16 protein-coding genes and 2 pseudogenes are annotated in these 23,370 nt (G+C 59.8%); 9 read left to right on the top strand and 9 right to left on the bottom strand.

What is annotated here, in order from left to right; all coding sequences use genetic code 11:
- Positions 1-15: 15 nt before the first annotated feature.
- Positions 16-1,014 (bottom strand): FkbM family methyltransferase, encoded by a 999-nt coding sequence (locus FIV39_RS16360; RefSeq protein WP_090400222.1) that lies wholly within the window; start codon positions 1,012-1,014, stop codon positions 16-18.
- Positions 1,015-1,159: 145 nt separating this feature from the next.
- Between FIV39_RS16360 and FIV39_RS33735 the strand changes: the two are divergent.
- Positions 1,160-1,351: pseudogene (locus tag FIV39_RS33735) on the top strand (tyrosine-type recombinase/integrase); the annotation flags it as partial.
- Positions 1,339-1,500: pseudogene (locus FIV39_RS16350) on the top strand (transposase domain-containing protein); the annotation flags it as partial. The pseudogenes FIV39_RS33735 and FIV39_RS16350, both read left to right, overlap by 13 nt.
- Positions 1,501-1,645: 145 nt before the next feature.
- Here FIV39_RS16350 and FIV39_RS16345 read toward each other — a convergent pair.
- On the bottom strand, positions 1,646-2,434 hold the full coding sequence (locus FIV39_RS16345; protein ID WP_090400220.1) for a CPBP family intramembrane glutamic endopeptidase: 789 nt from the start codon (positions 2,432-2,434) through the stop codon (positions 1,646-1,648).
- A gap of 421 nt (positions 2,435-2,855) precedes the next feature.
- Between FIV39_RS16345 and FIV39_RS16340 the strand changes: the two genes are divergently transcribed.
- The gene (locus tag FIV39_RS16340; RefSeq protein WP_090400219.1) at positions 2,856-3,716 is read left to right on the top strand and encodes a DMT family transporter; all 861 of its coding nucleotides are present in this window, start codon (positions 2,856-2,858) and stop codon (positions 3,714-3,716) included.
- Between the two features lie 29 nt (positions 3,717-3,745).
- Here FIV39_RS16340 and FIV39_RS16335 read toward each other — a convergent pair whose 3' ends face one another.
- The gene (locus FIV39_RS16335; protein WP_090400217.1) at positions 3,746-4,630 is read right to left on the bottom strand and encodes a DMT family transporter; all 885 of its coding nucleotides are present in this window, start codon (positions 4,628-4,630) and stop codon (positions 3,746-3,748) included.
- 52 nt (positions 4,631-4,682) lie between these two features.
- Entirely contained in the window at positions 4,683-6,293 is a 1,611-nt protein-coding gene (locus FIV39_RS16330) for a methyl-accepting chemotaxis protein (protein ID WP_390620703.1), read from the bottom strand.
- A gap of 405 nt (positions 6,294-6,698) precedes the next feature.
- On the opposite strand from FIV39_RS16330, the gene aceK reads away from it, so the two are divergent.
- Positions 6,699-8,420, top strand: a complete 1,722-nt coding sequence (aceK, locus tag FIV39_RS16325; protein WP_090400212.1) for a bifunctional isocitrate dehydrogenase kinase/phosphatase — start codon at positions 6,699-6,701, stop codon at positions 8,418-8,420.
- 7 nt (positions 8,421-8,427) lie between these two features.
- Here the strand turns inward: aceK and FIV39_RS16320 are convergent, their stop codons facing one another.
- Both FIV39_RS16320 and FIV39_RS16315 read right to left on the bottom strand, forming a co-directional pair.
- Positions 8,428-10,179 (bottom strand): hypothetical protein, encoded by a 1,752-nt coding sequence (locus tag FIV39_RS16320; protein WP_143513826.1) that lies wholly within the window; start codon positions 10,177-10,179, stop codon positions 8,428-8,430.
- 97 nt (positions 10,180-10,276) lie between these two features.
- Positions 10,277-11,062 carry a hypothetical protein gene (locus FIV39_RS16315; protein WP_090400208.1) on the bottom strand — a complete coding sequence of 262 codons (786 nt, stop codon included), beginning with the start codon at positions 11,060-11,062 and terminating at the stop codon, positions 10,277-10,279.
- 312 nt (positions 11,063-11,374) lie between these two features.
- Between FIV39_RS16315 and hrpA the strand changes: the two genes are divergently transcribed.
- The 4 genes from hrpA to FIV39_RS16295 all read left to right on the top strand — a co-directional run bounded on the left by hrpA (position 11,375) and on the right by FIV39_RS16295 (position 17,627).
- Entirely contained in the window at positions 11,375-15,286 is a 3,912-nt protein-coding gene (gene hrpA / locus FIV39_RS16310; RefSeq protein WP_090400206.1) for an ATP-dependent RNA helicase HrpA, read from the top strand.
- Positions 15,287-15,646: 360 nt separating this feature from the next.
- Complete coding sequence (locus FIV39_RS16305) at positions 15,647-16,768, top strand: beta-ketoacyl-ACP synthase III (protein WP_027603750.1); 1,122 nt, start codon at positions 15,647-15,649, stop codon at positions 16,766-16,768.
- 17 nt (positions 16,769-16,785) lie between these two features.
- A complete protein-coding gene (locus tag FIV39_RS16300) occupies positions 16,786-17,400 on the top strand; it encodes an RNA polymerase sigma factor (protein ID WP_090400203.1) in 615 nt (204 codons plus the stop codon).
- A complete protein-coding gene (locus FIV39_RS16295) occupies positions 17,394-17,627 on the top strand; it encodes an anti-sigma factor family protein (protein ID WP_090400201.1) in 234 nt (77 codons plus the stop codon). Before FIV39_RS16300 ends, FIV39_RS16295 begins: the two co-directional genes overlap by 7 nt.
- An 82-nt stretch (positions 17,628-17,709) precedes the next feature.
- Here the strand turns inward: FIV39_RS16295 and FIV39_RS16290 are convergent, their stop codons facing one another.
- The gene (locus FIV39_RS16290; protein WP_090400200.1) at positions 17,710-19,053 is read right to left on the bottom strand and encodes a putative porin; all 1,344 of its coding nucleotides are present in this window, start codon (positions 19,051-19,053) and stop codon (positions 17,710-17,712) included.
- 283 nt (positions 19,054-19,336) lie between these two features.
- Between FIV39_RS16290 and FIV39_RS16285 the strand changes: the two genes are divergently transcribed.
- A complete protein-coding gene (locus FIV39_RS16285; protein ID WP_090400197.1) occupies positions 19,337-20,461 on the top strand; it encodes a GNAT family N-acetyltransferase in 1,125 nt (374 codons plus the stop codon).
- Positions 20,462-20,597: 136 nt separating this feature from the next.
- Here the strand turns inward: FIV39_RS16285 and aqpZ are convergent, their stop codons facing one another.
- Positions 20,598-21,299, bottom strand: coding sequence for an aquaporin Z (gene aqpZ / locus FIV39_RS16280; RefSeq protein WP_090400195.1), 702 nt, complete (start codon positions 21,297-21,299; stop codon positions 20,598-20,600).
- A 225-nt stretch (positions 21,300-21,524) separates the two neighbouring features.
- The gene (locus FIV39_RS16275; RefSeq protein WP_090400193.1) at positions 21,525-23,357 is read right to left on the bottom strand and encodes an ABC transporter ATP-binding protein; all 1,833 of its coding nucleotides are present in this window, start codon (positions 23,355-23,357) and stop codon (positions 21,525-21,527) included.
- Between the last annotated feature and the right edge of the window lie 13 nt (positions 23,358-23,370).

Raw genomic sequence — 23,370 nt, 5'->3', positions numbered from 1 at the left:
GATGATTTAGTGTAATCACCTTGAAAAGATATAGTCGCCTTTTTGCTCAACCACAAACTCTTCATAGGTTAGCGGCAAAAGCGATTCTGCTCCGACTCTTGAAACCTTGAAACCTTTGTCCTGAAAAAAACTGGCAATCTCTGTGCCTATACCTTTGCGCACAACAGATTCAGCCATGACCTTTTCGTACTCCATCAGAAATCTAACGCCTGGAAAATTATTGATGGTCTTGATGCAGCCCTCGAGGACCGTATACTCAAAACCTTCCACGTCAATCTTCACAAGATCTGGCACCAGCTCTAAACGCTCCACCAGTGCATCAAGAGTTATCGTTTTAACATCAATTGTCTCCACGGTTCCTTTTAATTTATCCAGTACCTCTTGGGAAACCTTGATACCAGACATCGCCGGATGTTCGGAAAAGTATTCAAATTTGACGACTTCATCATCAACATTCGAAACAGCCACCTGCGATAGTGACACACGACCCAGAAGACCGTTTATCTCAAGATTTTTCCGGAGCAATTCCATCGTGAAAGGATGCGGTTCAATTGCAACGACACGCCCGCTCTCACCGACCAGCGCAGCAGCAAGAAGCGTGTGCAGTCCAATGTTGGCACCAATATCGACAAAGGTAGAGCCAGCAGCCAGCTCGCGCCTAAGCTCTCTTCGAACCGGACTTTCCCATTCGCCATGCTCAAGGAGATGCAGCGTCATGAAAGGTTCTTTCGTGTCGACGTACAGACGATGGCCATCGTTTGTATGAATGAAGGTTTTGCCGCCTTCCGGGAACGATAGCGGCATTCGCCATTTGAAGAAGAAATTCAGCTTTTCATCCAGGCGTCGCTGTAAAAGCTCATCGATACCTTCTAGCGACTGGCCGCCGCCACTTATCCCGTCCTGTTTTAGCTGGTTCAGAAGAGTTTTGATTTCCAGCAGATCTTGATTTATCTCGGTTCGCAGCTTGTTCAGGCCAATGCCCTTGTAAATGATGTCTCTTAGCGACCGAAGCATGTTCTTTCCTTGTGTTGACGGGAGCCGGGGATTGATTTCTGCGAGAATAATCGATTTTAGCGAATTGCAGCGGGGCAATATTCAGTAGAACTGAAGTGGTGTAACTCGTGTGGACGTCACTCGGAATGATCTTCACTGTGGTACCCACGGCGTTTCTCAGGCTGTGCGTCTGGCGCGTGTAAAGGCTGGACTTGATAGCAGCGTCAGACTGAACCAGTTCAGGCGCACCAGAATCACCAATGTAGCGAAGAAGGGATTCAACAACGCACAGATCATGATCGTCTCTGGCCTCAGGGACACTCGATCCGTAGCTCGATACTCCCAGCTAAATGTCAGGGCTACAGCTTGGTCGAGACTGCCAAAGCCAACGGCCAAGAGCCCTATGCGTAGCTGCGCCACGCATTAGAACGGCTGCCATTGGCGGCCTCGGTTGGAGATTACGAAGCGCTGTTGCCGTGGAGCTGCTCTCCGGCATCGCCTAGCTAGGTGCGTTACCCATCTTGAAGTCGGTGGGGTTTATGGAGCGCTTACATCTGTACTGGCGAGTGGTATCGACCCTACTTCCCGCATCTATTGAGAATCGCGTCAGAGGTACGCCAAAATCGCCAGATTTGGCTCCTGTTTAAATCCGTTAACGCAGCATCGGATACGTAAACAACCCGAAGTGAAGCAGATTCAAGCCAAAGTGCGTGGCAATCGCCGCACCCAGCCCCCCAAATCGATAGGCCAGGCCATAACCAACCCCGGCGATGCCCGCCAGCAGCACCCACTGCCACCCCGCGCCCACGTGCACCAGCCCGAACAGCAGCGATGCCAGCAACAGCGCGAGGTTTTCGCCGTAGGACAAATGTTTGAAGCGCCGGCTCAAGCCGCCTTGAATGTAGCCACGGAACAGCGCTTCTTCCACCAGGGTCACCAGCAACAGGTTATTGAGCACCCACAGCCAGGCCTGGTCCGGCCATTTCGGCGCCCAACTGATCACCCCCAGCAACGCGGCGCCACCCAGAGCGACGATGGCGGTCAGCGCCAGCGCCAACGCGGTGACGCAGATCGACAGCCGCAACGAGCGTCGCGCCACGATCCACGGGCAGGCCAGCAGCAACCAGAAGCCGATCAACGGCTTGTCCTGGTTCAGGTACATCGAGAACGGCACGGCATCGGGAGTGAAGCGCTGCGGGTCAATGCCGCGTCCGTTATAGAACCCCGGCAGCCAGTGCATTGCCAGGCTCAGGGCCAGTACGATAAACAGCCCGTGGCCCAGGTTGCGCGCCCACGGCGTGCGTTGCTGGCGGACGGCATAGCCGGCGATCAACAGCAGGGCGATGGACACCAGCGCCAGCACGCCCAGTTGCCCGTAGGCCAGGGCCAGCACATAGCCGATGGAAAGAAGCGCCAGGTACAGCCAGGGCAGTGCGAGCATGGGGAGTCCTTGGAAAAAGCCGGTCGGCATTATAACGACGGCCCGCGCCCCGAAACGTGAAAACGCTTCCGCGCCAAAGGGCTTGGGCAAGTGATTGCAAAACATGTCATCGGCTGGTTATAGTCCTCGCGTCTTTACCCCTTCAAAAAGATCAGCACATGCCAGCTTCCCTGCGCATAGCGGTAGTCGATTCAGCGGTCAACGCTGTGCTCGTGCCGTGCGCGAACAAGCAGCCTGCGCAGATCAGTCACTACCCCCCACCTGTCAGTAGCACGCCGGTGTACGCAGTCGTATCACCGCCGGGTGTTGGCATTTCGGGCTGATCAGCTGTTTGCTGTTCCCGTCGGCCCGCCTGAAAAAAACCTACTGAGTTTCAGCAACTGCTGAATCGGCTTTTTTTGCCTGATTACAGGTGGTAACCATGTCCGTTCTTTCGAAACACTCCGTGGCCGCGGCGGCCTCGACGAGCCTGTTTGTCTTGCTGTGGAGCAGCGGGGCGATCTTCTCCAAACTGGGCCTGGCCCATGCGTCACCCTTCGCGTTTCTGTTGGTCCGCTTCGCCGTCGCCCTTGCAGGCTTGGTGGTGCTGGTGCCGATCCTCAAGCTGAAACTGCCGCGTCCCGGCAAGCCCCTGCTGTACGCGGCGGCAACCGGGTTGGTGTTGTTGGGGGCCTATCAGATTTTCTATCTGCTGGCCCTGGACCTCAACGTCACCCCCGGCGTCATGGCGACCATCATGGGGGTGCAGCCGATCCTCACCGTGGTGCTGATGGAGCGCCAGCGTTCCTGGCGTCGGATGTTTGGCCTGAGCCTGGGTTTGGCCGGGCTGATCATGGTGGTCTACCAAGGCATCGGGCTGTCGGGCATGTCCCTGGCCGGGATGCTGTTCGGGCTGCTGGCCCTGGCAAGCATGACCTTCGGCTCGATCATGCAAAAGCGCATCACCGACAACCCCCTCGGCACGCTGCCGGTGCAGTACCTGGCGGGGCTGCTGCTGTGTTCGGTGTTTGTGCCGTTCCAGCCCTTCCACGTTGAACACAACGCCGGCTTTTACCTGCCGGTGCTGTGGATGGGCCTGGTGGTGTCGCTACTGGCAACGCTGTTGCTGTACCGCCTGATCGCCCGGGGCAATTTGGTGAATGTCACCAGTTTGTTCTACCTGGTGCCGGCGGTGACGGCGGTGATGGACTATCTGATCTTTGGCAATAGGCTGGCTGTGCTGAGCTTGTTGGGGATGGGGCTGATTGTTGTTGGGTTGGTGTTTGTGTTCCGCAAAAACTGACCCCCCCGTAGGCGCCGGTCAGCCGGCGCCTACGGTTTTCGAGGCCGCAATACCAGCCACAGCGCCCCGGCGATCAACACCCCACCATATATATGCGCCATTGATAACGGCTCATCCAGCAACAGCGCCCCCCACAACACCCCAAACGGCGGGATCAAAAAGGTGGTGGTCATCGATCTCACCGGTCCAATCGCAGTGAGCAAGCGGAAGTACAACACGTAGGCAAACGCCGTACACACCAGGCCCAAGCCCAGCAACGACAGCCACACCTGCCACCCACCCCAACTCGCAGGCGGATGGCTGATCGCGCTGTAGGCAAAGATCGGCAGCAGAAACAGTGTCGCGCCCAGCATGCTGCCCAGGGCCGCGAGACGACTGTCGAGCCCGCCGCGCTGGTCCAGCCAGCGCCGAGCCAGGAAACCGGCAAAGCCATAACAGGTGGTGGCCAACAGGCAGGCCAGTGCGCCCATCAATAATTCCAGGTCAAATGCCATTGGTCCCGCACGGGTCAACACACCTACGCCAAACAGACCCAGGCACACCCCGGCGATTTTCGACGGGGTGAGCCGTTCGCTGAAAAACAGCCCGCCAATCAACACGCCCATCAATGGCGTGGTGGCATTGAAGATCGCCGAGTAACCCGCTGGCAGTACCTGGGCCGCCACCGAGTACATGGTCGCCGGGATCCCCGAGTTGATCACCCCCAGCAGCAGGACCGTCTTGAACTTGCCCTGGAAATCCCATCTCACCCGCATCACCGCCAGGATCACCAACAGCCCGGCGGCGGCGATTGATACGCGGAAAAATGCGGTCGGTACCGTGCCGATTTCCGGCGCGATGATGCGCATAAACAGAAAGCTCGCGCCCCAGATGGCGGCGAGCCCCAGCAGGTAAAGGGTGTCAACAGGTCTCACGGAACACTCCTACATCAATAAGGCGGCGAGTGTTGCACGCCGCTTTCACTGATTACAGGACAAACCGCGTCACCAGCCCATTGAGGTCCACCGCCAGGCGCGACAGTTCCTGGCTGGCGGCCGAGGTCTGGGTGGCGCCGGCGGCGGTCTGCGTGGACAGGTCGCGGATATTCACCAGGCTGCGGTCCACATCGCGCGCTACCAGCGCCTGTTGCTCGGCGGCGCTGGCGATCATCAGGTTGCGCTGGCTGATTTGCGAGATGGAGGCGGTGATTTTTTCCAGTGCACTGCCGGCGCCGTTGGCCCGTTTCAAGGTCTGGCCGGCGTGCTCGGCACTGCTGTTCAGCGCCTCGACGGTGTCCTGGGTGCCTTGCTGGATACCGGTGATCATCTGCTCGATTTCTTCGGTGGAGTCCTGGGTGCGCTGCGCCAGCGAACGCACCTCGTCGGCGACTACCGCAAACCCACGCCCGGCTTCACCGGCACGCGCCGCTTCAATCGCTGCGTTGAGTGCCAGCAGGTTGGTCTGCCCGGCGATGCCACGGATCACTTCCAGCACCTTGCTGATGTCCTGGGCTTGAACCGCCAGGCCTTCGGCCTTGTTCGAGGCGTCGAGCACTTCGTCCACCAGGTTCTGGATCGAGCTGATGGTTTCGCTGATCTGGTAGTGGCCGTGCTTGCTGTCTTCATCCGAAGCCTGGGACGCCTCGGCGCTGGACACCGCGTTACTCGCGACCTCGTCCACTGCCGTGCTCATCTCGGTCACGGCGGTGGCGGCTTGTTCGATTTCATCGTTTTGCGCCTGCAGGCCGCGCGTGCTTTGTTCCATCACCGAACTCATTTCCTCGGCGGCGGAAGCCAGTTGCTGCGCCGATTCGCTGATGCCACGGATGGTGGTCTGCAGTTGCATTTGCATGGTTGCCAAGGCGGTCAGCAATTGCGCGGGTTCGTCATGGCCGCGCACCACGATCGGCTGGCTCAAGTCACCGCTGGCAATGGTGCGTGCCGCGACCAATGCCTGGTTGATCGGTGCGGTGATGCTGCGGGTCAGCAGCCAGGCCAGCAGCAAGGTGGCGATCAGTGCGACAGCGATAATCAGGCCGACAATCCACTGCGCGCTTGAATACACCTGTGCGGCCGAACCGGCTGCCGCTTCGACGCCGTTCTGGTTAAAGACGATCAGGTTTTCCAGACTCTGGCTCAGGATCGTGCCCTGGGGGGCGAGGCGGCTGACGAGCAGGTCGAGCGCGTCTTGCTGTTGATCTTTGTCCACCAACGCGACCATTTGCCCGACGATGGCCAGGTACGTTGCTACATGGGTCTTGAGCGTTTTCAGCAGTTCGCGCTCTTCGTCATTGCTGAGCAAGGTTTCATGGCGTTCGAGCAGGGCTTGCAGTTCGCTGCTGGAGCGGGTGATCAGGCCTCTGCTGGTGTCACGCACGCGAGATTCGTCGGTGCTCACCAGGCGCAGGGACTCCAGGCGGACAGTGGCCACCAAGGCTGCGCTGTCGTGGATATTCTCGATGCTCGGCATCCATGTTTGTTCAATGACCAGCGCGCTTTCGCGCAGCTTGACCATCTGGCCCAGGCCAAACATTCCCACAATCACCAGTAAGCTGGCCAAAACCCCAAAACTCAGACTGGCACGCAGACCGATCCTCATGTTCCTCAATGACATCTCAATGCTCCTTGGGTGATTAGAACCTGCTCCCGGATCGGCCTTTGGACCTTGTTAGGGTGGGAGAGGGCGCGCTATATATCAAAGTGCCATCAAGGTGGTAATCGGGGTTTCCCTTAGTTGGATCCAATACCCTACGGCGGGGATGTGACCGTCACGGCTGGCGGTTTTCCGGCCTCTACCTGCCAGGCCACAGGGTTAAAGGCGTGTGGATAAAACACAGTGCGACGTTTTGGTGCGTTTATTGACCGGTTGGTCGAATTAAATAAACTGAAAATAAATGTACGAAGCGAACAGAGCTGTACAAGTCAGTGCAAAAAATGACCCTTCTCCTGCCTTCGTACACTGGCTAAGCTCTGGGCTTCCAGATGCCCGTTCGAGGTTTCCCGCATGTCGCCATCCACGCCCGCCCTTGCTATTGCCCGTACGATCCTCGAAGGCTTCGACGATTACCGCGAACATTTCCGCCAGATCACCGATGGCGCCCGCGAGCGTTTCGAAAAGGCCCAGTGGCAACAGGGGCAAGCGGCGTCGGCGGCGCGGATCGCCCTGTATGAAGACAAGGTCGGCGAGGTGACCACGCGCTTGCGTGGGAATTTCGACGGCGGCACATTGCTCGACATAGATCTATGGCCGCTGGTGAAAAGCGCCTACATCGGCCTGATCGACCTGCGCTTTGACGATGAGCTGTCCGAGACCTGGTACAACTCGATCTTCTGCGGCCTGTTCAGCCATGACCTGATCAGCGACGGCTGCATGTTCATCCACACCACCCGGCCGAGCCTGCGCCGGGCGCGGGCGGCGCAAACCCGTATCTACGCGCCTGCGGGCCAAATTCCCGAGATGCTTGCGCAGATTTTTGCCGACTATCGCTTCAGCGAGCCCTACGCCGACCTGAGCGCCGACCTGCGTCGCCTCGAAGCCCAACTGCGGGAAAACCTGCCGGACTGGGTGTGCAAGGACCCGGACCTCAAGGTCGAGCTGTTTTCCTCGGTGCTCTACCGCAACAAAGGCGCCTACCTCGTAGGGCGCATCTACACCCGCGACGAACAATGGCCCCTGGTGATTCCGCTGCTGCACCGTGAAGGCCAGGGCATCCGGATCGATGCGCTGATCACCGACGAAGCCGAGGTGTCGATCATCTTTTCGTTTACCCGCTCCTACTTTATGGTCGACGTGCCGGTGCCGGCGGAATTCATCGGCTTTCTCAAACGCATCCTGCCGGGCAAGCACATCGCCGAGCTGTACACCTCGATTGGTTTCTATAAACACGGCAAGTCGGAGTTCTACCGCGCGCTGATCAACCACCTGGCGACCACCGATGATCAATTCATCATGGCGCCCGGCGTGCGTGGCATGGTCATGAGCGTGTTCACCCTGCCGGGCTTCAACACCGTGTTCAAGATCATCAAGGACCGTTTTTCACCGTCGAAAAACGTCAACCGCGCCACGGTGATCGAGAAGTACCGCCTGGTCAAAAGTGTCGATCGCGTCGGGCGCATGGCCGATACCCAGGAGTTCGCCGACTTCCGCTTTCCCCTGAGCAAGTTCGAGCCCGAGTGCCTGGCTGAACTGCTGGACGTCGCCGCCGGCACCGTCGAAGTGGAAGGCGACACCGTGCTGATCCGCCACTGCTGGACCGAACGGCGCATGACCCCGCTCAACCTCTACCTGGAAAACGCCAACCCCGCCCAGGTACGCGAAGCCCTGGAAGACTACGGCCTGGCGATCAAGCAACTGGCGGCGGCGAACATCTTCCCCGGCGACATGCTGCTGAAGAACTTCGGCGTCACCCGTCACGGTCGCGTGGTGTTCTACGACTACGACGAAATCTGCTTTCTCACCGAAGCCAACTTCCGCCACATCCCCGCGCCACGCACGCCCGAGGATGAAATGGCCTCGGAGCCCTGGTACTCCATCGGCCCGCTGGACGTGTTCCCGGAAGAATTCCCGCCGTTCCTGTTCGCCGATGCCGGCCAGCGCAAGCTGTTCGATCAACTGCATGGCGAGTTGTACAACGCCGACTACTGGAAAGGCCTGCAGGAAGCGATTCGCGCCGGTAAGGTTATTGATGTCTTCCCGTATCGGCGCAAAACGCTGGATGACGCATAGTCGCAGGTCAGCCCACGGGGGCGAGCGTGGCCTGGTGGGTGACCTGGTCGGCGAACGCAGGGTCCGCAACTTTCAGGTAGGCACCTGCCAAGTCGTGGTTGATGTCCTGGATTATTTTGTTCTTGCTGGCGAATTTGATTCTCTCCAGTATCGCCGTGGAAGTAGTGGACTTAGGTGGCTCGGGCAGGTCAACCCGAAGCAGGATCAGCGCTTTTTGCTGCACTTGGTGCTCACGCGCCCGACGTCGCTCATCGGCTGAGTGTCGCGTTGGCTTGGCACCTGGCGGTGTGTCGACAAGCTCACCACTGGCCCAGGCGTTGCGCAGTTGCATCATGGCTTCGCGGGCTTCAAAGACGTTCTGTGACACGTTAATGCCCTCTATCCCGGTGTGCTGGGCTTTATAAATGGCGCGATCGAATTCAGCGAGCGCTTCGTCACATCGCTTCACGTTGCCTTGGGTCATCACCAACGCTGAACCGGTGAGCGCAGGGTTGATGGCTTCGGGCTGAGTGGCCGTCGATTTATGCGCTTTTGCCAGGATGACTGCCTGTTCCAATTCGCTGCGCCGCAGGTCGTGGCTATCGCGTTTCAACAACTTCCCAACGCTGCTGCTGTGCGTTAGTTTGCCAGCCGCCCAGCTGTTGCGCAGTTGGCTGATGGCGTTTCTGATGAATCGCAGTTGTTCCGGGTTCAATGGGTCTGGGCGACCGTTGGCGAGACCTTCCATTCGTGCGTCGATCTGCTCGATTTCTTTTTCAAGCTCGGCAACGTGGCGTTGAATACGCTCGGTCTGCTTTTTGTCCAACTCGGTGGTGATGGGAGAGTGGCTGATCTTGAATCCTGCGCCTGTTGCTACGGGAGGGGAGGTGCAGTCCAATTCGTAGAACGGGGTAGAACTCCAGGTATCTGGAGCGGCAGCTTTGTCGGGGGCAAACAGCGTTGGCTGATCATCGAACTTTAGCCGCTCACTCATTACGTTCTGTTCAAGTTGCTTTCTGAGTTGACTGGACTGCATGGCTGACGAGTTCGGTACAGGTATGCCGCACGACCTGAGGCGGTCAGTCAATGTGACGACTCTCAGGCTGGTTTTCGAACTTTCATCCAGTTTGCCGGTGAGCCAGGCGTTACGGTGTTCACTCAGTGCTTTATGGGCGCTGAGGTAATCCTTTTCCAGCTCGGGAGTGGCTTGTCGTCCGGCGCTTTTCTGCAGAATGGCGGCCATGGCGTCGTTGAGCGTGGACGCTGCGTTATCGAGTCCGGTGATGTGCTTTTGCGCGCGTTCGTTGGCGGGGCCGTGGAGGGTGTGCGTTCGGCGGTGGACCTTTCCTCGTGCATAGGCATTTCTGGAAACGGCCAAGGCGTTGCGTTCCTTAGCCAAGAACTGAACGTCGTCTATGAAGTTGGCGTTTTCTGGTGTCTTGTCAACGCTCGTCCCATACGCAGCCGCGAGTTTCCGGTCGAATTTCTCAATGACGTTGTCAGCCCTCGCTATATGGAGGCTGGCGAGCTGACGGTCAATGCCTTGGATAGACTCGTCCAGTGGCAAGAGCGGTATGGGTGAAGGCAGGGTTATGGTCGGTGCAGGAGCCGCTTCGCGCGGCGCGGGTTGGGTGTTGACGGGCAGAACGGGGGCGCTGGGTTTGCTGGGCTTCGGGTGTTTGAAGGCTTTTTTGATGTTGGTGAAGGCTTTTGAAAGTTTGTTTTGCCTGTGCGTTACAGCGGGCGCTTGCTCGGTGGCAGTGGCGACAGGGGTGGGCACGTGGCTGGGGCTTGCAGGGCTTATTTGCATAGGGGAGCCGCTCTGGTTTCAGGGGGAATCATGCACTTCGATAAAAACCATGAAGTGCGGGACGGCTTCAAATCTCAGCTTTTTTCAAGCCTTCGACCATGAGGTAGACCTTTGGCAGGATCGGATCGGCAGTCACGGGGTCGGGCAGATACTTTTCCCGGTATTCCGTTTTTGCGACGTCCCATAGTTTTTCTATCGAGGTTTTCAAGGCGGTTTCCCGCTCTGCTCGATAAATGGGTATGCAGGTGTTGGCCAATTGGCCGAGTACTCGGGAACTATCTGCAAACACGCCGCTGGCCCAGGATGACCTGAGGCGATCTATTTTCTTGCAGAGCGAGGCGACTGTATTTACATCAATAGACGTTTCACCCTGCTCGTTACGCCCCAGCAATAGCGCGCCCAGTTGTTCTGCTTTGTCGAGCAGGTCATCGAGACGTTGCACATGCTTCAAGGCTTGTGCCCGTGCTCTGCCGGAAAGCGATGGATCAAACATCAGCGCGTCCTGGCCAGTGGGGTGGTCGGCACCCACAGCTCGGTCGTAGGTGGGTGGCAGCTCGCCGTCCTCGACATGCTCAGGCAGGGGGCTGGCCTGGCCCATGGCTTGCCAATAGGTCGGTGGCAAGGACTGAGGCCGTTGTGCTTCGAGCTGCCTGGCGGAGTCCGGATGCGTATCTTCGGCATACCGGTCCATCTGGTTGAAATAGTTCTGAGCAACACGAGAGCGGTGCTCCAGCTCGGGGGCGAGTTCGGTATAAGGCGCAGGCGTGGCGTCACGCGGGATGTGTCCGGGAATGTGGGCGGGGGGCACGGTCCAGGTGTTGGGAAGTGGGGACGAAGGAGGTGGGATTGGCATGAGTTCTCCAGGGTGAGCTGAGCGTTAAGTGGTTACCAGCAGCGCGCGATACCACTGCGGGTGCAGTAGGCCTCTGCGAGTCATGTGCAGCCATCCAGGTGTATCTGATTGTCCCGTATGAAAAGTGGAGCTGGCCTGTGAGGTGTAGATAGTCCAGGCACCTTCACACTGCCCGTTGCACGGGGAATGCAGCGGTTTTCCCATGATCAAACGGGTTGCCTCGTTCACAGGGGCCGAAATCTGCGACAATCGCCGCCTACGATCTTGTCACCCCAGGCTTACCTGCCTCACTAAAAGACCTTTGCGTACCTGATGACTGACCAAGCGCCCGCTATCGACCAACTGCTGAAAAACCTCGACCACGCCATGCTCGCCGACCGTCACCGCTTGCGGCGCCAGTTGCTCGAGCTGCGCAAGAAACCCGACGAGGACAAGCTGGCGCAGTGGGTCACGCGCATGCAGGCGTCCTGCGCCCAGGTCACGGCGCGGCGCGCCAGCCTGCCGCTGATTCGTTACGACGACAGCCTGCCGATCGCGGCCAAGCGCGATGAAATCAAGGACGCGCTGCTCAAGCATCAGGTGCTGATCATTGCCGGCGAAACCGGCTCGGGTAAGACCACCCAGTTGCCGAAAATCTGCCTGGAGATCGGGCGCGGCCAATACGGCCTGATCGGCCACACCCAGCCACGTCGGATCGCGGCGCGCAGTGTTGCCAGCCGCGTCGCCGAAGAGTTGGCCACGCCGCTGGGCGCGTTGGTCGGTTATCAGGTGCGTTTCGAAGACCAAAGCGACTCCAATACCCTGATCAAGCTGATGACCGACGGTATCCTGCTGGCGGAAACCCAGAACGACCGTTACCTGGAACGCTACGACACAATCATCGTCGACGAAGCCCACGAACGCAGCCTGAACATCGATTTCCTGCTGGGCTACTTGAAGACCCTGCTGCCGCGTCGTCCCGACCTCAAAGTCATCATCACCTCGGCCACCATCGACCTGGAGCGCTTTTCCAAGCACTTCGACGACGCACCGATTGTCGAGGTCTCGGGTCGCACCTTCCCGGTGGACACCTGGTATCGCCCGCTGACCCTGGAACAGGACGAGGAAGGCAACCGCGTCGAAGACGACTTGACCGTCGACCAGGCGATCCTCGCCACCCTCGATGAAATCGCCGCCTATGAGCGCAGCGAACGGCGCAGCCCCGGCGATGTGCTGGTGTTTTTGCCCGGCGAGCGCGAGATTCGCGACGCCGCCGACATGCTGCGCAAGGCCCAGCTCAAGCACACCGAGATCCTGCCGTTGTACGCGCGCTTGTCGCCGGCCGAGCAGCAGCGCATTTTCCAGTCCCACCCAGGGCGCCGCGTGGTACTGGCGACCAACGTCGCGGAAACCTCGCTGACCGTGCCGGGCATCCGTTATGTGATCGACAGCGGCACCGCACGCATCAGCCGCTACAGCTACCGCGCCAAGGTGCAGCGCCTGCCGATCGAGGCGATTTCCCAGGCGAGTGCCAACCAGCGTAAAGGTCGTTGCGGCCGGGTTGAGCCGGGGATTTGCATTCGCTTGTACAGCGAAGAGGATTTTATCGGCCGTCCGGAATTTACCGATCCTGAGATCCTGCGCACCAACCTCGCGGCGGTGATCCTGCAGATGCTGCACCTGCGCCTCGGCGAAATCACCGATTTCCCGTTTATCGAGCCGCCGGATGGCAAGGCCATCAGCGACGGTTTCAACCTGTTGCAGGAACTCTCGGCGGTCGACCGCAACAGCCAACTGACCCCGCTGGGCCGCCAGCTGGCGCGCCTGCCGGTGGACCCGCGCATGGGCCGCATGCTGCTCGAAGCCGCCAAGCTTGGCAGTTTGCAGGAAGTGTTGATCGTGGCCAGTGCCATGTCGATCCAGGACCCGCGCGAGCGCCCACCGGAGCGCCAGCAGGCTGCCGACCAGGCCCACGCCCAATGGAAGGACCCGGATTCGGATTTCGCCGGGTTGGTCAACCTGTGGCGCGGCTTTGAAGAGCAGCGCCAGGAACTGACCGCCAGTCCGCTGCGCAACTGGTGCCGCAAGAACTTCCTCAATTACCTGCGCCTGCGCGAGTGGCGCGACTCCCATCGCCAGTTGAGCCTGATCTGCCGCGACATGCAGTTGACCGTCAACAAAGAACCGGCGGACTTCCCCAAGCTGCACAAGGCAGTGCTGTCCGGCCTGCTCAGCCAGATCGGCCAGAAGACCGAAGACGGCGATTACCTCGGCGCCCGTCAGCGACGCTTCTGGATTCACCCGTCCTCGGGTATCGGCAAAAAACGCCCGCAATGGCTGATGACCGCCGAGCTGGTGGAAACCACCAAGCTGTATGCGCGCATGGTGGCGAAGATCGATGCCGACTGGATAGAACCGCTGGCCGGGCACCTGATCAAGAAAAACCACTTCGAACCCCACTGGGAGAAGAAGCGCGGCCAGGTGGTGGCGTTTGAGCAGATCACCCTGTTCGGGCTGATCGTGGTCGGGCGTCGGCCGGTGCATTACGGGCCGATTGACCCGGTGGTGTCGCGCGAGTTGTTTATTCGCGAAGGTTTGGTGCGCGGCGAGATTCAGTCCCGCGCCAAGTGCCTGACGGCCAACCAGCAACTGCTGGAGCGGCTTGACGAACTGGAAGCCAAGGCGCGCCGCCGCGACATCCTGGCCGATGAAGAGACGCTGTACGCCTTCTACGATGCACGGCTGCCGGCGGAGATCCACCAGACCGCCACCTTTGACAGCTGGTACAAGGTCAACAGCCAGAAAGACCCGCAGTTGCTGATCATGCGCGAGGAAGACGTGCTGGCCCGCGAAGCCAGTGAAGTCACTGCCGCGCATTACCCGGACACCCTGCACCTGGGCGATCTGGAGCTGGCCCTGAGTTACCACTTCGAACCCAACCACCCGCGCGACGGCGTGACCCTGCGCGTACCGGCGCCGCTGCTGCCGGCCTTGCCGCCGGAGCGCCTGGAGTGGCTGGTGCCGGGGGTAATCGAAGCCAAGTGCATCGCCCTGGTGCGCAACCTGCCCAAGGCCCTGCGCAAGAACTTCGTGCCGGTGCCGGACTTCGTCAAGGCGGCGCTGCAGCGCATTGAGTTTGGCCAGGGCTCGCTACCCCAGGCATTGGGACGCGAGTTGCTGCGCATGACCGGGGCGCGGGTCAGCGATGAAGCCTGGGCCGAAGCGGCGCAGCAGGTGGAAAACCATCTGAAGATGAATCTGGAAGTGGTCGACGGCCAAGGCAAGTTCCTTGGCGAAGGCCGCGACTTGGCCGAGTTGACCGCACGTTTTGTCGAAGCCAGCCAGGCCGCGCTGGCCGTGCCGCAAACCGCCAAAAGCCAGCAGCCGGTGGAGGCCAAGGTGTTCGCGGCGGTGGCTGAAAAAACCCAGCAGAAGATCGCCGGGCTGTCGATGACGGTCTACCCGGCGCTGGTGGAAGAAAACGGCACCGTGAAAGAGGGACGTTTTTCCACCGCCGCCGAGGCTGAGTTCCAGCACCGCCGTGCGTTGCAGCGCCTGCTGATGCAGCAATTGGCGGAACCGGCCAAATTCCTGCGCGGCAAATTGCCCGGCCTGACCGAACTGGGCCTGATGTACCGCGAACTGGGGCGTATCGACGCCCTTGTGGAAGACATCCTGCTGGCCAGCCTTGACACTTGCGTACTGGAAGGTGAAGCCAGTTTGCCGCGTGACGGTGCCGGTTTGGCGGCGCTGGCTGAACGCAAGCGTGGCAGCTGGACCGAACACGCCGAACGCCTGGCGCGCCTGACCCTGGAAGTGCTGAAGCTCTGGCATGGCCTGCAAAAGCGCTTCAAGGGCAAGATCGACCTGGCCCAGGCCGTGGCCCTGAACGACATCAAGCAGCAATTGAGCAACCTGGTGTATCCCGGCTTTGTGCGCGAAACCCCCGCGCAGTGGTTCAAGGAACTGCCGCGTTTTCTCAAGGCCATCGAATTGCGCCTGGAGAAACTGCCGAGTCAAGTGCAGAAGGACCGCGTGTGGAGCAGCGAGCTGGGCGGCCTGTGGGCGCAGTACCAGAACCGCTTGAACAAGCACACCCAGGAAGGCAAGCGCGACCCGCAACTGGAGCTGTATCGCTGGTGGTTGGAGGAATACCGGGTGTCGTTGTTTGCCCAGCAGCTGGGTACCAAGGTGCCGATTTCCGACAAGCGCTTGAGCAAGCAGTGGACGCTTGTAGAGGCCTGATCTTTCTCGGTCACCCAGACCAGGCAGGTCCAAATGTGGGAGGGGGCTTGCCCCCGATAGCGGTATATCAGTCACAGAATCTTTGTCTGACACGCCGCTATCGGGGGCAAACCCCCTCCCACATTGAAACTTGATGGCGCTTTGATCAGGGTGTTTGTCCGGCATATGGCGCCAAACCCCAGGGTTTGTGGCAAACTTCGCGGTTATAAATGCCGGGATCGTCGTGATGGGCTGGTGTGCAGCCACGGCGCGATGGAATAAAGCGTTGCCAGTTTGATGTCCGCTGGGCGGAATAAAACTACTTAAAATTTGGTACGACGGTACCAATATCATCTGCCTGACAGATTTAGAGGAACGATCGTGCATAACGTCGTCATCAGCGGCACTGGCCTTTACACCCCTGCCAACAGCATCTCCAACGAAGAGCTGGTGCAGTCTTTCAATGCTTACGTGCACCAGTTCAACTCGGACAACGCCGCCGCCATCGAGCGCGGTGAAGTCCAGGCGCTGACGGAGTCGAGCGCTGCGTTCATCGAAAAAGCCTCGGGCATCAAGAGCCGCTTCGTGATGGACAAGGACGGCATCCTGGACCCGCAGCGCATGGCGCCGCGCCTGCCTGAGCGCAGCAATGACGAGTGGTCGGTGCTTTGCCAGATGGCCATCGGCGCCGCCGAACAGGCCCTGCAGCGCGCCGGCAAGACTGCCGCCGACATCGACGGTGTGATCGTCGCCTGTTCCAACCTGCAACGTGCCTACCCGGCCATCGCCATCGAAGTCCAGGAAGCCCTGGGCATCGCAGGCTTCGGTTTCGACATGAACGTGGCGTGTTCCTCGGCAACTTTCGGCATCCAGAACGCCGCCAACAGCATCCAGCTGGGCCAGGCCCGGGCCATCCTGATGGTCAACCCGGAAGTCTGCACCGGCCACTTGAACTTCCGCGACCGCGACAGCCACTTTATCTTCGGCGACGCCGCCACTGCCGTCGTCCTCGAGCGCGCCGACCTGGCGACCTCCGAGCATCAGTTCGACGTGGTGAGCACCAAGCTGCTGACCAAGTTCTCCAATAACATCCGCAACAATTTCGGCTTCCTCAACCGCGCGGCGGAAGAGGGCATCGGTGCGCCCGACAAGCTGTTCGTGCAGGAAGGCCGCAAAGTCTTCCGTGACGTGTGCCCGATGGTCGCCGAGCTGATCGGCGTGCACCTGGCAGAAAACCAGTTGAACGTGGCCGATGTGAAGCGCTTCTGGCTGCACCAGGCCAACCTGAGCATGAACCACCTGATTGTGAAGAAACTGCTGGGCCGCGAAGCCACGGTAGAAGAAGCACCGGTGATCCTTGATACTTACGCCAATACCAGCTCGGCGGGTTCGGTGATTGCGTTCCATACCTACCAGGACGATCTGCCCAAGGGCGCCGTCGCGGTACTCAGTTCGTTTGGCGCAGGCTATTCGATCGGTAGCGTGATCCTGCGCAAGCGTTAAGACAATCGAGGTCTTGAATGGCAGCAGCGGACGACGCGCACCTGCTTGAACGGCTGCTCAAGGGCGAGCAACGGGCCTACAAGGAATTGGTCAGCACGTACCAAAGCGCAATGCGGGCGGTGGCCTATGCCATCGCCGGTCAGCGTCATGCCGACGAAGTGGTGCAGGACGCCTGGCTGTCGGTGGTGCGTAACCTGGCCAAATTCGAAGGGCGTTCGAGCCTCAAAACCTGGCTGCTGACCATTACCGCCAACGCTGCCAAGGGGCGCTATAAGCAGAATCGCCGGGAAGTGTTGCTCGACGATTTACCTTCGCCCCACGGCACCATCGGTGATGACCGATTCTCCCCCGATGATGGCCACTGGGCCGTCGCCCCGTATGCCTGGCACCAGGACACCCCGGAAGCCTTGCTGACCGAGGATGAACTGCGTAAGTGCCTGGAGCACACGTTGCTGAGTTTGTCCGAACTGCAAAGCAGCGTGCTGGTGCTGCGTGAACGCCAGGGCCTGGAGCTGGAGGAGATCTGTAATCTTCTGACGCTCTCTCTCTCCAATGTCCGAGTGCTGTTGCATCGAGCACGGCTTAAAGTCTTCGCCACGGTGGAGCATTTTGAGGAAACGGGCGAATGTTGACCTGTAAAGAACAAGTGGCACGTTCCAGTGACTATCTCGATGGGCAATTGACCTTTCGCGAGCGTCTGCTGGTGCGTCATCACTTGATGTTCTGCCCTAACTGCCGACGGTTTATCCGCCAGATGCGCCTGATGCAGGCGACGTTGCGGATTCTGCCGCAGGAGCCGGTAAAGGATCTGGATGCCTTGGCGCAGCAACTGGCTGCCGAGCGGCTCAAGGGGCAATAGGGCAGCTTCAAGCTGCAAGGGAAAAGCGGCAAGTAACGCGCTTCTCCTTGAAGCTCGTCGCTTGCCGCTCAAAGCTGCTTCTTTAGAACTTGGCTTCTGCATCCAGCTGGAAGGTGTTGGCTTTGGCGCTACCGTCCACGAGTGTGCGGCTGTAGGTGTCGGTCTTGGTCAGGAAGTAGGTTGCGCCGACGGCGAAGTTCTTGTCGATGTCATAGCCGACTTTGAACTTGTGACCACGGGAGCCGGTGAAGCCGCCGCCGAAGTCCGAATCCGTGAAGGCACCCACCACGGCGTTTTTCTGCACGTCGCGGTAGTTGTAGTCCAGGTTGAAACCGAACACCTTGGACTTGGCGCCCAGCAACCAGGCAGTGTCCGCATCATCGATGGCGTCGTTGTTTTTCACGTACTGACCGTAGAACGACAGGGGTACCGCCAGGCCGCCAATATCGACTTGACCGAAGCCTTCATACAGGCGGAACTCGCCGTTGGGGGTGTTACCGTTGGTTGCCAGCACGTTCGGGGTACTGGTACCGGAGGCACGGCTGTCTTCATCGTTCTGGTAGGCGTAGACGCTGCCGCCCAGGGTCATTTTCAGGTTGTCGGTCACCGAGAAACGGGTCCCCAACTGGCCGGTGGTCAGGCGCAGGTCATGGCGGTACTGCACGCCGTCACCGTCCACGTTGTCCTTGAGGTTGTAGTTACCCAGGCTGCCGAACAGCTCGGCGCTGCCGCCCAGTGGGTACTTGTAGGTGAGGGCCAGGCCTTCCGGGTTGATGTCGCTATCCCAGATCACATCGCCCATGTTGACCCAGGGTTGCAGCATTTTGCCGCCAATGATGTGCAGGTTTTTGATCTGGTCGGGGTGGTAGTCGATGTAGCCGAGGTCCAGCCAGATCGATTTTTTATCGAAGTAGCCGTCCAGGTCCTGGTTGGTGGAGCGCGCATCGCTGCCGCCGCCGGTAGCGATACGAATACCGGTGTCCACCTGTGGGTTGATTTCGGTGTAGGCGCCGAGGCGCGCGCGGATCCGTTCGCGATCCTTGTCACGACCGGTGACGCCTGCACGGGTGACGCCATTTTCGCCTTCGACCTTGATGGTCTCATGACGCATGCGCACATCACCCTTGAACTGAGTCTTGGCGGCCCAGGCCAGCTTCTGGTCGAAGCTGCTCAGCTCGTTGGTTTTTTTCGCGGTGGCCGCGATCTGTTCGTTGGTCTCTTGTTGAGCTTGCCGTGCGATCTGCTGTTCTTTCTGGTCTTTGGCCAACTCGTTTTGCAGTTCGGTGTACTGCGAAGCGGTGATCTGGCCGTTGGCCTTGAGCATGTCGAGCAATTTAGCGTCGACTGCGGCGCTGGCCGGAACGCTCAGGGCCATTAGCAGGCCGCCGCACAGGACCGCCGCAGTTTTAGTGGAAGCAAGACGCATATCAATCTCCGAAAGTGAGGAGGGATGGCAAGCCATCCAGGACACAACCGACCGATGACGGACGGAAAAATAACCACCTGCTAGAACCAGGCGCTCTAAAAACAGGCGTCAGTATCACGATCGTTTATGACGCCGCAGTGGCTAAGTGATGTCATCTAGATGACAAATTATTTAAGAATGGAACTATTGATTTAGAGCCTTGTCGGGCGATTTGGGGGTGTGCGCGGACGTGCGATAAGCGATACTCGCGAGGCTTTCATGCCATGACGTAGTGAGGATGCCAATGCCGCTGCAACGCCTGGACAGCCTGTCCGAAATCGCCCCGCAGGCCTGGGACGCACTGGTGCCGGACGCCCAGCCCTTTGTGCGGCACGCCTTCCTCAGCGCGCTGGAAGACAGTGCCAGCCTGGGCCCTCAATCGGGCTGGCAACCGGAGCATTTGTTGCACTGGGATGGCGATCGACTGGTGGCGGCATTGCCCAGTTATCGCAAATGGCATTCCTACGGCGAGTACGTGTTCGACCACGGTTGGGCCGATGCCTGCGAGCGGGCGGGCATTGATTACTACCCCAAGCTACTGACAGCCGTACCGTTCAGCCCGGTCAGTGGCCCCCGCCTGTTGGCTGCCAGCGCCGACGATGGTTTCGAGCTGCTGAAGAGCCTGCCGGGCTACCTGGAGATCGAAGGGCTCTCCAGTGCCCATATCAACTTCACCGACGGTTTGGCCGATGAGGCGTTAGCCCTGCAGCCGGGTTGGTTACAGCGCCTGGGTTGTCAGTTCCATTGGCAGAACCGCGGCTACCGCGACTTCCAGGATTTCCTCGAGGCCCTCAGTTCGCGCAAGCGCAAACAAATGCGCAAGGAGCGTGAACAAGTGGCAGGGCAGGGCATCGACTTCGAGTGGTTGCAAGGCCACGAGCTGAGTGAGGCGCAGTGGGATTTTGTCTACGCCTGCTACGCCAATACCTACGCGGTACGTCGCCAGGCACCGTACCTGACCCGCGCATTTTTCAGCCTGCTGGCCGAGCGCATGCCCGAGGCGATCCGTGTGGTGCTGGCCAAACAAGGTTCACGCCCGGTGGCCATGGCCTTCAGCCTGATCGGTGGTGACAGCTTCTACGGCCGCTACTGGGGTTGCCTGGCAGAGTTTGACCGGCTGCATTTCGAAACCTGCTTCTACCAGGGCATGGATTACGCCATCGCCCACGGCCTGCAACGCTTCGACGCCGGTGCCCAGGGTGAGCACAAATTGATTCGCGGGTTCGAACCGGTGATCACCCGGTCGTGGCACTACCTGCGCCATCCCGGATTGAAGAATGCCGTGGAGGATTTCCTCGAGCGCGAACGGGTGGGGATTTTGACGTATGCCGAAGAGGCGAGGACGGCCCTGCCTTATCGGCAAGCCTAAACCGCCCCCACACCGCGCAAATTCGTAGCAGCTGCCAAGCGCAAGCGAGGCTGCGTCGGCCGCGACTCGAGCCTGAATCGGCAGTGCGCCTGACGCAGCCTCGCTTGCGCTCGGCAGCTGCTACGGGGGTTGCGTTTCAGGCCGGCTCCTCTTTGCCCAACCATCGATAGATAACACCGCCCACCACCGCACCCAGGATCGGCGCGAGCCAGAACATCCACAATTGCTGGATCGCCCACCCGCCCACGATCAATGCCGGGCCGGTACTGCGGGCCGGGTTGACCGAGGTGTTGGTCACGGGGATGGAGATCAGGTGGATCAAGGTGAGGGCCAGGCCAATGGCGATGGGCGCGAGGCCCTTCGGGGCACGGTGGTCGGTGGCGCCGAGGATGATCAGCACGAACATGGCTGTCATCACCAACTCACAGACAAACCCCGCTGCTATTGAATAGCCGCCTGGCGAATGCTCGCCATAACCGTTGGAGGCCAGCCCCCCGGCCAGTTCAAAGCCCGGCTTGCCGCTGGCGATGAAGTACAACAATGCAGCGGCGACTACCCCGCCGATGACTTGGGCAACGATGTACGCCGGTAACTCCCTGGCCGGAAACCTTCCGCCCACTACCAGCCCCACCGATACCGCCGGGTTGAGATGGCAGCCGCTGATGTGTCCGATGGCCACCGCCATGGTCAGCACCGTGAGCCCGAACGCCAGGGCCACGCCCAACAACCCGATCCCGACAGCGGGAAACGCGGCGGCCAACACCGCACTTCCACAACCGCCCAACACCAGCCAAAACGTACCTAACCCCTCTGTGACTGAACGCTTGAACAAAGACATGCAGCACGTCCTTGATAGATCGCTCTACCCAATCAGTAAACCAGTGATGCTCCCTGCAGATTTACTTCAGCGCCCGTCTGGGCACTGCACTGAGTACAGCACGGTTTTTACACAAGTCCAGGCCACCAATGTGGGAGGGGGCTTGCCCCCGATGGCGGAGTGTCAGTCGCAAAATTTGGTGGCTGACCCACCGATATCGGGAGCAAGCCCCCTCCCACATTTGCTTCAGTCGATGCCGACAAACCCCCCGGTCTGGTGCTGCCACAACCGCGCATACAACCCGCCATGGGCCAGCAACTCGGCATGGCTGCCCGTCTCGGCGATCTGGCCTTTCTCCAGCACCACCAGGCGGTCCATCCGTGCGATGGTCGACAACCGGTGCGCAATCGCAATCACCGTCTTGCCTTGCATCAGGGTTTCCAGGCTTTCCTGGATCGCCGCCTCGACTTCCGAGTCCAGCGCCGACGTGGCTTCGTCCATGATCAGGATCGGCGCATCCTTGAGCAGTACGCGCGCGATGGCGATACGTTGGCGTTGCCCGCCGGAGAGTTTCACCCCGCGTTCGCCCACATGTGCATCCAGCCCGGTACGCCCTTCGGCGTCCGACAGCAGCGGGATGAACTCATCGGCACGGGCCTTATGCACTGCGGCCCAGAGTTCTTCGTCGGTGGCCTCCGGCTTGCCGTACAGCAGATTTTCGCGGATCGATCGGTGCAGCAGCGAGGTGTCCTGGGTGATCATGCCGATCTGTTCGCGCAGGGTCTCCTGGGCCACCTCGGCGATGTTCTGGCCGTCGATCAGGATGCGTCCGCCTTGCAGGTCGTAGAGGCGTAGCAGCAGGTTGACCAGGGTCGACTTGCCCGCACCCGACGGGCCGATCAGGCCGATTTTTTCCCCGGCCTGGATGTTCAGGTTCAGGTCGCCAATGATCCCGCTCTTCTTGCCGTAGTGGAAATCCACCTGCTCAAAACGTACTTCGCCATGGGGCACTGTCAGCCGGGGGGCGTTGTCGCGGTCGACCACGGCCAGGGGTTGGGCGATGGTCTTGAGACCGTCCTGCACGATGCCGATGTTTTCGAAAATGCCGTTGACCACCCACATGATCCAACCGGACATATTGACGATGCGAATCACCAGGCCAGTGGCCAGGGCGATGGCGCCTACGGAGATCAGCGACTGCGTCCACAGCCACAGGGCCAGGCCGGTGGTGGTGACGATCAGCAGGCCGTTCAGGACGGTGATCACCGCATCCATGCTGGTGAGCACGCGTGCCGCCAGCTGGGTTTTTTCGGTTTGCTCAATGATCGCTTCCTTGGCGTATTCCTGCTCATTCTGCGTATGGGCGAACAGCTTCAAGGTGGTGATGTTGGTGTAGCCGTCGACGATGCGCCCCATGAGTTTGGAACGTGCCTCGGAAGAGATCACCGAACGTTCTTTGACCCGCGGCACGAAGTAACGCAAGGCCAGGCAGTAACAAATGATCCAGGTGATCAACGGAATCATCAGCCGCCAGTCGGCCTCGGCAAACAGCACCAGGGAGGTGATGGCGTAGATCGACACGTGCCAGATGGCCTCGGCTGTTGCCACCGCAGAGTCACGCAGGGAATTGCCAGTTTGCATAATGCGTTGGGCAATGCGCCCGGCGAAATCATTCTGGAAGAAATTCAGGCTCTGCTTGAGCACATAGCTGTGATTCTGCCAGCGGATCAGGCTGGTCATGCCGGGGTTGATGGTCTGGTGCACCAGCAAGTCATGCAGGCCATTGAAAATCGGGCGCAGCAGCAGGGCGACCACGGCCATCCAGATCAGCTCGGTGCTGTGGATCTGGAAGAAGTCAGCGGGCGGTGTGCCCTGGGCCAGGTCGATGATACGGCTCAGGTAGCTGAACAGCGCGACTTCGATCAGCGCCCCGACCAGGCCCACCACCAGCAGTGCGGCAAAACAGGGCCACACCTGGCGCAGATAGTAGAGATAGAAGGGCAGGACTTTGTCGGGAGGGGCGGCGCTGGGGGCGTCGCGGAAAATATCGATCAGTTGTTCAAAACGACGATAGAGCATTAGGGTTGACGCC

This window comes from Pseudomonas grimontii, from assembly GCF_007858185.1.
Lineage (GTDB): Bacteria > Pseudomonadota > Gammaproteobacteria > Pseudomonadales > Pseudomonadaceae > Aquipseudomonas > Aquipseudomonas grimontii.
Note: the sequence above shows the minus strand (reverse complement) of the source record. Positions and strands in the feature narration are given on the sequence as shown.

What these genes read in the sequence shown, in the direction of transcription:
- FIV39_RS16360 (WP_090400222.1), bottom strand. Translation starts at nt 1,014, where the DNA reads ATGCTTCGGTCGCTAAGAGACATCATTTACAAGGGCATTGGCCTGAAC.
- FIV39_RS16345 (WP_090400220.1), bottom strand. Translation starts at nt 2,434, where the DNA reads ATGCTCGCACTGCCCTGGCTGTACCTGGCGCTTCTTTCCATCGGCTAT.
- FIV39_RS16340 (WP_090400219.1), top strand. Translation starts at nt 2,856, where the DNA reads ATGTCCGTTCTTTCGAAACACTCCGTGGCCGCGGCGGCCTCGACGAGC.
- FIV39_RS16330 (WP_390620703.1), bottom strand. Translation starts at nt 6,293, where the DNA reads ATGAGGATCGGTCTGCGTGCCAGTCTGAGTTTTGGGGTTTTGGCCAGC.
- aceK (WP_090400212.1), top strand. Translation starts at nt 6,699, where the DNA reads ATGTCGCCATCCACGCCCGCCCTTGCTATTGCCCGTACGATCCTCGAA.
- FIV39_RS16315 (WP_090400208.1), bottom strand. Translation starts at nt 11,062, where the DNA reads ATGCCAATCCCACCTCCTTCGTCCCCACTTCCCAACACCTGGACCGTG.
- hrpA (WP_090400206.1), top strand. Translation starts at nt 11,375, where the DNA reads ATGACTGACCAAGCGCCCGCTATCGACCAACTGCTGAAAAACCTCGAC.
- FIV39_RS16300 (WP_090400203.1), top strand. Translation starts at nt 16,786, where the DNA reads ATGGCAGCAGCGGACGACGCGCACCTGCTTGAACGGCTGCTCAAGGGC.
- FIV39_RS16295 (WP_090400201.1), top strand. Translation starts at nt 17,394, where the DNA reads ATGTTGACCTGTAAAGAACAAGTGGCACGTTCCAGTGACTATCTCGAT.
- FIV39_RS16290 (WP_090400200.1), bottom strand. Translation starts at nt 19,053, where the DNA reads ATGCGTCTTGCTTCCACTAAAACTGCGGCGGTCCTGTGCGGCGGCCTG.
- FIV39_RS16285 (WP_090400197.1), top strand. Translation starts at nt 19,337, where the DNA reads ATGCCGCTGCAACGCCTGGACAGCCTGTCCGAAATCGCCCCGCAGGCC.
- aqpZ (WP_090400195.1), bottom strand. Translation starts at nt 21,299, where the DNA reads ATGTCTTTGTTCAAGCGTTCAGTCACAGAGGGGTTAGGTACGTTTTGG.
- FIV39_RS16275 (WP_090400193.1), bottom strand. Translation starts at nt 23,357, where the DNA reads ATGCTCTATCGTCGTTTTGAACAACTGATCGATATTTTCCGCGACGCC.